The 9,448-nt window shown below is 72.8% G+C and carries 9 protein-coding genes; 3 read left to right on the forward strand and 6 right to left on the reverse strand.

Going from position 1 to position 9,448, the window contains the following annotated elements; translation table 11 throughout:
• Positions 1–256: 256 nt before the first annotated feature.
• From ettA to HCJ92_RS19085, 3 genes are all read left to right on the forward strand, one after another.
• On the forward strand, positions 257–1,921 hold the full coding sequence (ettA, locus tag HCJ92_RS19075; RefSeq protein WP_167934839.1) for an energy-dependent translational throttle protein EttA: 1,665 nt from the start codon (positions 257–259) through the stop codon (positions 1,919–1,921).
• A 1-nt stretch (position 1,922) separates the two neighbouring features.
• Positions 1,923–2,366 carry a thioesterase family protein gene (locus tag HCJ92_RS19080; protein ID WP_167934840.1) on the forward strand — a complete coding sequence of 148 codons (444 nt, stop codon included), beginning with the start codon at positions 1,923–1,925 and terminating at the stop codon, positions 2,364–2,366.
• 168 nt (positions 2,367–2,534) lie between these two features.
• Positions 2,535–3,335, forward strand: coding sequence for a DUF8010 domain-containing protein (locus HCJ92_RS19085; RefSeq protein WP_245241006.1), 801 nt, complete (start codon positions 2,535–2,537; stop codon positions 3,333–3,335).
• 179 nt (positions 3,336–3,514) lie between these two features.
• Here the strand turns inward: HCJ92_RS19085 and HCJ92_RS19090 are convergent, their stop codons facing one another.
• The 6 genes from HCJ92_RS19090 to HCJ92_RS19115 form a co-directional block, all read right to left on the reverse strand.
• Complete coding sequence (locus HCJ92_RS19090) at positions 3,515–3,919, reverse strand: globin domain-containing protein (protein WP_167934841.1); 405 nt, start codon at positions 3,917–3,919, stop codon at positions 3,515–3,517.
• A gap of 183 nt (positions 3,920–4,102) precedes the next feature.
• A complete protein-coding gene (locus tag HCJ92_RS19095; RefSeq protein WP_167934842.1) occupies positions 4,103–5,167 on the reverse strand; it encodes an ABC transporter permease in 1,065 nt (354 codons plus the stop codon).
• On the reverse strand, positions 5,164–5,892 hold the full coding sequence (locus tag HCJ92_RS19100) for an ABC transporter ATP-binding protein (RefSeq protein ID WP_167934843.1): 729 nt from the start codon (positions 5,890–5,892) through the stop codon (positions 5,164–5,166). The genes HCJ92_RS19095 and HCJ92_RS19100 overlap by 4 nt, the downstream gene beginning before the upstream one ends.
• A 143-nt stretch (positions 5,893–6,035) precedes the next feature.
• Entirely contained in the window at positions 6,036–6,938 is a 903-nt protein-coding gene (locus HCJ92_RS19105; RefSeq protein ID WP_167934844.1) for an FHA domain-containing protein, read from the reverse strand.
• Positions 6,939–6,958: 20 nt separating this feature from the next.
• Positions 6,959–8,296: a VWA domain-containing protein gene (locus HCJ92_RS19110; RefSeq protein WP_167934845.1), complete on the reverse strand. Its 1,338-nt coding sequence runs from the start codon at positions 8,294–8,296 to the stop codon at positions 6,959–6,961.
• A 16-nt stretch (positions 8,297–8,312) separates the two neighbouring features.
• The coding region (locus tag HCJ92_RS19115) for a PP2C family protein-serine/threonine phosphatase (protein ID WP_245241007.1) at positions 8,313–9,448 on the reverse strand (1,136 nt) is incomplete at its 5' end.

Consider the following 9,448-nt stretch of genomic DNA (forward strand, 5'->3'; position numbering starts at 1 on the left):
GCGCGCCGGAGGTCCCGCGGACGGCCGCGGACGGCTCGTGGTCCCGCTCCCCCTGCGGCGCCACCGGGCGCGCCCGCGCCGGCTGCTCCCCGGGCCGTGCGGTGGCGCCGGTCGAGGTCCGGGTCAGCGGCTCCGGGCTCCGGGCCGGCGCCGGTGTCGGCCGGTGATCGTCGGCCGCATTTCCGCCCGGGGGCCGCCATGCGGCAGGATGGGACCCATTCCCCACGTCACTTCTTCGATTGCCGGACGGTATCTCTTGGCTGAGTACATCTACACCATGCGCAAGGCACGCAAGGCGCACGGCGACAAGGTGATCCTCGACGATGTCACGCTGGCGTTCCTGCCCGGCGCGAAGATCGGCGTCGTGGGTCCCAACGGAGCCGGCAAGTCCACCGTGCTGAAGATCATGGCCGGCCTGGAGCAGCCGTCCAACGGCGACGCCTTCCTCGCGCCCGGCGCCACCGTGGGCATCCTCCTCCAGGAGCCCCCGCTCGACGAGACGAAGACGGTCCTGGAGAACGTCCAGGAGGGTGTCGCCGAGACCAAGGGCCAGCTCGACCGGTTCAACGAGATCGCCGAACAGATGGCGACCGAGTACACCGACGAGCTGATGGAGGAGATGGGCAAGCTCCAGGAGAAGCTCGACCACGCCAACGCGTGGGACCTCGACGCGCAGCTCGAGCAGGCGATGGACGCGCTGGGCTGCCCGCCCGGCGACTGGGCCGTCGTCAACCTCTCCGGTGGCGAGAAGCGCCGCGTCGCCCTCTGCAAGCTGCTGCTCGAAGCCCCCGACCTGCTGCTCCTCGACGAGCCCACCAACCACCTGGACGCCGAGTCCGTGCAGTGGCTGGAGCAGCACCTCGCCAAGTACCCGGGCACCGTGGTGGCCATCACCCACGACCGGTACTTCCTGGACAACGTCGCCGAGTGGATCATGGAGCTGGACCGTGGCCGCGCCCACGGCTACGAGGGCAACTACTCCAAGTACCTGGAGACCAAGCAGACCCGCCTGAAGGTCGAGGGGCAGAAGGACGCCAAGCGTCAGAAGCGCCTCAAGGAGGAGCTGGAGTGGGTACGCTCCAACGCCAAGGGTCGCCAGGCGAAGTCGAAGGCGCGTCTGGCCCGCTACGAGGAGATGGCTGCCGAGGCCGACAAGATGCGGAAGCTGGACTTCGAGGAGATCCAGATCCCGCCGGGCCCGCGCCTGGGCAGCGTCGTCGTCGAGGTGGAGAACCTCGCCAAGGGCTTCGGCGAGAAGGTCCTGATCGACGACCTGTCCTTCACTCTGCCCCGTAACGGCATCGTCGGTGTGATCGGCCCGAACGGCGCCGGCAAGACGACGCTCTTCAAGATGATCCAGGGGCTGGAGGAGCCGGACAGCGGGTCCATCAAGACCGGCGACACCGTCAAGATCTCCTACGTCGACCAGAACCGGGCCAACATCGACCCCAAGAAGTCGCTGTGGGCCGTGGTCTCCGACGAGATGGACTACATCAACGTCGGCCACGTCGAGATGCCGTCGCGCGCCTACGTGAGCGCCTTCGGCTTCAAGGGCCCGGACCAGCAGAAGGCGGCCGGGGTGCTCTCCGGCGGTGAGCGCAACCGCCTCAACCTCGCGCTCACCCTCAAGCAGGGCGGCAACCTGCTGCTCCTTGACGAACCCACCAACGACCTGGACGTCGAGACGCTGTCCTCCCTGGAGAACGCGTTGCTGGAGTTCCCGGGCTGCGCCGTGGTCGTCTCCCACGACCGGTGGTTCCTGGACCGGGTCGCCACGCACATCCTCGCCTACGAGGGCGAATCCCAGTGGTTCTGGTTCGAGGGCAACTTCGAGTCCTACGAGAAGAACAAGATCGAGCGGCTGGGCCCGGACGCGGCGCGTCCGCACCGCGCCTCCTACAAGAAGCTGACGCGGGGCTGACGTGCGGCACACCTTCAGCTGCCCGCTGCGGTGGTCCGACATGGACGCTTTCGGGCACGTCAACAACGTCGTCTTCCTCCGCTACCTGGAGGAGGCCCGGATCGACTTCATGTGGCGGCTCGCCCGTGAGGTCGGTTCGGGCGCCGACGGCGAGCCCTTCACCGGGGGCTCCGTGGTGGCGCGGCACGAGATCGACTACCTGCGGCCCCTGGTCCACCGGCACCAACCGGTAGCGATAGACATCTGGGTCAACAAGACGGGCGCCGCGTCGGCCACCTTCGGCTACGAGGTCCTCGACGGCGACACCTGTTACGTACGCGCGTCGACCGTCATCGTGCCGTTCGACCTCAAGGGGCAGCGGCCACGGCGGCTGACCCCCGCCGAACGGGAACTGCTCGCGGAGTACCACGACGACAAGGCCACCTCCTCCGGCAGCGCCGGCTGACCCCCCCCGGGAGTCCCGTGCGGCACGATGCCCCGTCGGCAGGACCGGCGGGGCATCGTGCCGCCTGCCACCGGGGCCGCCTGCTGCCCCCGTGGCACATCCCCGTGACGGCGGCCTCGTGCCCCGTCGGGAGGTATGCGTACGATCCGGGGACCACCCTGAACCGACATGAGGACGACCAACGGCATGACCAGGCTGAGTCTCGCGGACCAGACCGACGCCGCCGGCCTCGCGGCTTTTCTCACCCGACAGCTCAAGTGGGACCGCGCGGCCGCCGTGAGGTTGCGCGCCTCCGGTGACGGGGTCCTCGCGGCGTTCGGGCGCCCCGCGCGTTTCGAGGTGCTCGCGGTACGGACCAGTCGCCTCGTTCCCACGGTGGCCGACGCCGACGCCGACGCCGACGCCGACGTCGGCCCGGCGGAGGACGTGCCCGGCGCGACGGCGGCGAGCTCGTCGCCCGGCCCCGCTCCGGCAGCCGGCCCGCCGGCCGAGCTCGACGCGACGGTCTCCGCCGGCCAGCTGCTGGACGGGATCGACGAGCAGACGGCGACCTTGACCGTGCCGCCGCCGGTGACCGGTCCGTCCTGGGCCGGGATGCTGCCGCCGCGCGGCCAGTGGCGTCGCGTCGCGGAGCCCTCGCTGGCGGAGGTCCGGGCCGAGGCGGGCGCGGTGGTGGCCGAGTTCCGGTCCCGCAGCGAGGCACTGCGGCACACCGAACGGACCCGTGCGGCGCTCGACGCGCTCGCCGAGGAGATATGGAACCGTCCGCTGCCGGGCACGTCGCTCCCGCTGCGAGCGGTCCACGCGGCGCACGCCCTCGGGTTCCTGCAACCGGTGGGCGGCGTACCCGTCGACGAGGTGCCGGTGCCCGTGCTCGCCGCGGGGCCGTGGCTGCGGCTGCGGACCCCGCACGGCTCCACGGCGGTCCGGGGAGCGGGAAGGCCGGGCCTCAGTCTCACCCCGCTGTGACGGACCCCGCCACCCGCGGCCGTGAGCCGTGACCGCCGGTCACCCCCGGCGCCGGCCGGCCGTCACCGGACCCGGCTCGTCACCGAGGACGCCGTCGCCGTGCGGCGCGGACCGGACGTGTGTCGCCGGAACCGTCGGGCGGGGTGCCGGTCGGGCGACCGACGGGCGGGAGCGGCGGCTCAGTCCGGTGTGTTGATCATGGATGCGGCGGCGTACACCATGTAGTCCCACAGCTGCTTCTCGTGGTGGGGTGCGAGCTCCAGGGTGTCGATGGCGTCCCGCATGTGGCGCAGCCAGGCGTCGTGCGCCTCGCGGTCCACACGGAACGGGACGTGCCGCATCCGCAGACGCGGGTGGCCGCGGTTGTCACTGTAGGTGCGCGGGCCACCCCAGTACTGCATGAGGAAGAGCGCGAAGCGGTCCTCGGCCGGTCCGAGGTCCTCCTCGGGATACATCGGGCGCAGCACCGGGTCGCCGGCGACTCCCTCGTAGAACCGCCGGACCAGCCGCCGGAACGTCTCCTCGCCACCCACCTGCTCGTAGAAGGTGGTGGTCTCCAGCTTGCCGTGCGGGATCTGAGTCACCCGTCCATGGTCTCAGACGGTCGGCCGAGGACTCCGGGCGTAGGTCACGACCGTGCCCCGCCGACCGGCCCAGGGTGCCGGGCCGGTCGTCCCGGCGGGCGCGGACCCGACGGCGGGAACGCTTCACTTCCGCGCCCCGCCGCACCACCGCACGCCGTGCCGCCGGGGCACCCGCGGCCGGGGTCAGGCGTTGTCCCACCGGAAGAGCTTGGCGGCGACCGCGGTGAGCACCGCGGCGAACAGCAACAGGATGCCCATGGTGGGCAGGGCGTCCGACAGACCCCCGCCCCGCGACAGCACCGACATCATGGCCTCGTTGAGGTGCTTGAGCGGGAGCGCCTGGGAGACAGCGCCGAGCCACCCGGGCATGTTGTCGGTGGGGAAGAACGAGCCGGAGAGGAAGGCCATCGGCATGATGACGACCTGGAGCGCGCCGTTGGCGGCCTCCTCGCTCTTCGCCCAGGCACCGATCACCAGACCGACCGACATGAAGGCGAGCGTGCCGCAGACGACCAGAGGGATCGCCAGCCACCAGCTGCCCGTGAGCCGCAACCCGTAGAAGGGGATGACGGCGACGCCGAGGAACACCGCGAGCTGCACCAGCGACAGCGCCACGCTGGCCCCCACGCGCGCGCCGACGACCTGGGAAGGCCGGATCGGTGCGAGCCACAGCCGCCGCAGCAGTCGCTTCTTCCGCCAGTTGACCAGAGTGAGGGCCGACATGAAGCTGGCGCCCATGGCGACCGCCCAGCCCAGCAGGCCCGGGGCGAGGAACTGGATGGGCTTGACCGACTCGTCCTCGACCTGCCCGGTCGTGACGCGGTAGGCGGGCTCCTGGCCGGTCGCCGCCACGTTCGCTTCCTGCACCAGGCCGTTGAGCAGGCCGATGACGACACCGGAGGTGCCCTGTCCGGCGGCGGAGACGAGCACCGAGACCTCGCCGTCCTCCTCCCACACCGCGCCGTCGAGGTCGCCCTGGCGCACGTCCTCCAGCGCCTGCTCACGATCGCCGACCCGCTCCAGGCGGAGGCTCTCGTCGAGCGCCGCCAGCTGTTCGTCGGGCAGGGTGTCGAGAACCTCGACGGGGCCGACCTGCGCGACCGTCACCCGCCCGCTGCCGTCGCTCTGGAAGAGCGCGCCGAACAGCAGCAGGAACATGAGGGGGAACAGCAGCATGAAGAAGACCGCCGTCCGGTCCCGGACCATGCCGAGGACCATGACCTTGGAAAGACTCCACAGCGTTCTCACTCGCGGTACTCCCGCCCGGTCAGCGAGAGGAAGACGTCCTCCAGGCTGTCCACCCCCAGCTCCTCGATGAGCTCCCGCGGCGGGCCGACCCGCAGGACCTTCCCCCGGTCCATGACGGCGACCCGGTCGCAGAGCGTCTCGGCCTCGTCCATGTAGTGCGTGGTCAGCACCACGGTGCGGCCCTCTTCGTTGATGCCGCGCAGCAGGTCCCACAGGTTGCGGCGGGCCTGCGGGTCGAGCCCGGTGGTGGGTTCGTCGAGGAAGACCAACTCAGGGTCGTGGACCAGCGCGCAGGCGATGGAGAGCCGCTGCGCCTGCCCGCCGGAGAGGCGGTCGTCCTGCACATGGGCCTTGTCGGTGAGGCCCACCGAGTCCAGCATCGCGTCGGCGCGCGCGTCGGAGACACCGTAGAACGACGCGAAGCTGCGGATCTGTTCGCGGGCGGTCAGCTTCTCGAAGAACGCAGAGGCCTGGAGCTGGACGCCGATGCGCCGCAGCAGATCGGTGTTGCGCGGCCAGGAGGGCTCGCCGAGCAGCAGCGCGCTGCCCTCGTCGGGTTCACGGAGCCCCTCGACGATCTCCATCGTCGTCGTCTTCCCGGCGCCGTTGGGCCCGAGAATGCCGTAGAACTCACCGGTCTCGACCTGGAGGGAGACGCCGTCCACCGCTAGGACGTCCCCGTAGCGCTTGCGCAGTCCCTCGGCCGTGATGGCTGACGTGGTCATGGAGCGATCCTAGGACGGCGTCCCCGCCCGGATCGCGGCCCGACGGGTCACGATCACGTCAACCCGCACGTGGGTCGCGGTCCGGGGCGACCGCTGCCCGCGGGCAGGCGCGGCGTGGTGCTCCCGCCGCCGGTGCGGCAGGGTCAGCCGCGGGTCACCCTCAGGGTCGTCCAGGCGCCGACGTGGACGAGGTCGCCCTCGGCCAGCGGGACCGGGACGAAAGGCTGGATGGGTTCCTCGGAGCCGTTGACCGTCGTGCCGTTGGTGGAGTCCTGGTCCACCACCGCCCAGCTGCCGTCGGGCTGCTGCACGAGGACGGCGTGCTGGTGGGAGACGCCCGGGTCCTCGGGGGCGCGGCCGAGGTCGATGTCGGGGGTCGCGCCGCTGGACTGGCGCCTGCGCCCGATCGTCATCTGCCGCCCGGCCAGGCGGACCTGCTGCTCCGGGGCGTACGAGGGCAGCGAGAGTTGCGCGGCCTCCGGGCCGGAGCGGTGCATCATCGCCGCGAAGTACTCGCGGTCGGGCCCTATCGTCACCATCCAACCGCCGCCGCCCGTGCCGCCGTAGCCGCCGGCGCGCGGGTCGGCGGAACCCGGTGGGACGGGGGGCGGCGGGGGCGGCGTGGTGGGCGGCGGCAGCATCCAGTCGCCCGTCGGCTCCGACCGGGGAGCGCCGTGCTGCGGCGGTGGCGGCGGCGGGTACCCGGGCTGCGGGAACGGCTGCGCGGGCGGGGCGGGATAGCCGGGAGGGGGAGCGCCGTGACCGGACTGCGGCGGCAGGTAGGAGGTCGCCCGGCTGTCCGCGAAGTTGTACCGGCACTCCTCGCAGTACGGACCGGGCGAGGTGCGCGGGGTGTGGCACCGCGGACACATCTCGCTGTGCGCGGTCGCGCCCGGCGGCGGTGGCGGCCCGCCGGCGGGGGGCGGCAGCGGAGCGGGGTAGCCGTGTCCGGGGGGAGGCCCGCCCACGGTCGGCTGCATGCGGTGACCGCAGACCTCGCACCAGTCGTCGGCCATCGACTGGTGGCCGTTCGGGCATGTCGGCATGAGCGTGCCTCCACCTCTGGTCATCTCGTTCCCCGGAGAGTCCGGACGGTCCGGGCGGACCGGGTCGCGAGGGTCATCTCATCGGCGTCGGACACCGTCGCCTTCAGTCGAACAGTACCGTCGACGGCATCGTCCACGTCCACCACCTTCGCGAGGAGCCGGGCCGTCCGGTCGTTCCCGGAACGGTGCGCCAGCCGGACCGCGAGCCCCAGTCGCGCGGTGGCGCCGTGTGCGTCGCCGCGCCGCCGCAGGTCGAGGCCCTCCTCGATCGCGAGTGCCATCTCCGACTGCCCGGTGTAGTGGGCGACATGGGCGTCCACCGCGGTCCGTTCCGCGCTCGACCCGGTCCGGACCGCCCTCACGTGCGCCGTGCCCAGGGTGACGACAGCGCCGTACGGGTCGTGTGTGACCAGGGACACCCGGCCGACGAGCAGGTCCTGCCCGACATCGCCCCCGGGGACCCGCAGGCACAGGTGGTAGTCGCGCGACTCGACCCCCCACGAGCCGACGGGGTAGTCGCCCGTTCCCGGACCGGCGTCGGCGCGGCGACCGGTCAGGTCCTCGACCGCGGGCGCGACCTGCTTGACGAAGACCGGGGTCGCTCCGGCCGGTGTCCAGAGCCGCAGCGCGACACCGGAGACGCCCCGGCCCGTGGCCGCCCGGACCATCGCCTCGAAGTCCGCCGTCAGCGAAGCCGGTTCGGGGACGATGTCGGCGGTGCCCAGCAGCCGGGCGGCGATCTCGCGGACCTCCGTGACCTCCCAGTCCGTGCCCACACCCCGGGTGTCGCAGGTGAAGCGGCCCGAGCAGCGGTCCAGCACGGCGTCCAGCCGGGCCGGTTCCTCGTGCTCGTTGCGGCCGTCGGTCAGCAGGACGCCGTGGCGTATCCGGGCGGTGGTGCCTGCGAACAGCGCGTCGGCGAGCGTCAGCCAACTCCCCAGCGCCGTACCGCCCGAGGCGGTGAGCGACCCCAGCGCGGACTTCGCCTCCGCTCGGGCCGCAGGCCCGGCGGTCGCGGTCCTGCCGCCGCCGGGGTAGATCTCGGCGGCCCGGTGGGTACCGCGGACGAGGGCGAAGGAGACGCCGTCCGGCAGCGCGTCGACGGCGGCTGCGGTCGCCGCCCGGGCGGCCTCGAGCTTGCCGGCCGGGTAGTTCATCGAACCGGAGCAGTCCACCATCACCACGACCGCCGTGTCCGAGCCGTCGCCGGGGCCGGGCGTCCCCGGCGCGGCGGTCGTCGTGACAGTCACGACCGCGTGGACCTCCTCCGCGTCGCGGTGGAGGTGCTCGTTCTGGTGCACCTCCACCGCGAACCGCGGCAGGCGGTCGGCGTGGTGGCTCGGCGGCCGTTCCGCCATCGCTGCTGCCTCCGGGTCAGTCGGGTCTGGCGACGTACTGGGTCTCGGTCGGGGCCACCGGCGCGCGGCCGGCCGCCTGCTCCCGCCGCTCGCCCCGGTCGGCGTCCGGCGTCGGGAACGGGATGACGGCGACGGTCACGTTGTCGTGCCCGCCGGAGTCGAGCGCGTACCGCACCAGCTGCTGGGCGCTCGGCAGCGGTGAGGTCCGAGCGTCGCCCGGCACCTTCGCGGCCATCTCCTCCGCGGAGTCGGCGTAGTTCCACAGACCGTCGGTGCAGACCACCACGACTCCGGGATGGTTGGGCTTGAACGACGCGGTGTGCGGCTCGGGTTCGGGGTTGTCCGCGCCCAGCCACGCCGTGATGGCGTGCGCCCGCCGGTCCTTCATCGCCTCCTCCTCGGACATCAGGCCGGCCTTCACCATCTGCGCCGCCCAGGAGTCGTCCTCGGTCAGCCGGATCGGATGGGCGTTGCCCTCCAGAGGCAGCCAGTACGCCCGGCTGTCGCCGATCCACCCGACGGTCAGCTCCCCGCCGGTCGTCACCGCGCTCACCAGCGTGCAGGCCGGGGCATTTCGGCCGGGGACGCGTTCCTGGCGCGCCAGGGCGTTGACCGCCTCACCGGCAGCCAGGAGGGCGTCGTGCATCGCACGCCTGCCCTCGGTACCGCGGGCCAGCGCGGTGGCCAGCGCGCCGCCGGCAGCCTCGGCCGCGGCCTCGGACGCCTCGTCGGGCCGCGTGGAGGAGGAGACGCCGTCGCAGACGACCGCGATGACGGCGGGGGTGCCGTCGGGCAGGACCGAGGTCGACAGCGAGAAGGCGTCCTCGTTTCGATGGTGGCGCAGCCCCACGTCGCTGACGCCCGCCACTCCGGCCAGTGACCGTTCGACGTGGTCCCGGCCGTTCTCACCACCGCCCGGGCGGGGCGGTTCCGCCGGTGGGACCGGTGGCTGCTCGGACCCGCCGGTCCCACCGGCGGGGACCCGCGGGTCGACCGGGCCGCTGCCGGCGGGGGCTCCGGCAGCGGTGCCGGGGTCGCCGCCACCGGCGCGGGGGCCGTCGGGCGCATCGGGGGTCCCGGTCGCCGGGGGCGCCGCGGCGGCCGTGGGTCGGGTCGCGGGGAGCTGACCGTCGGGTGGATCGGCGACAGCCG

This window comes from Streptomyces spiramenti (assembly GCF_012034385.1).
GTDB lineage: Bacteria > Actinomycetota > Actinomycetes > Streptomycetales > Streptomycetaceae > Streptomyces > Streptomyces spiramenti.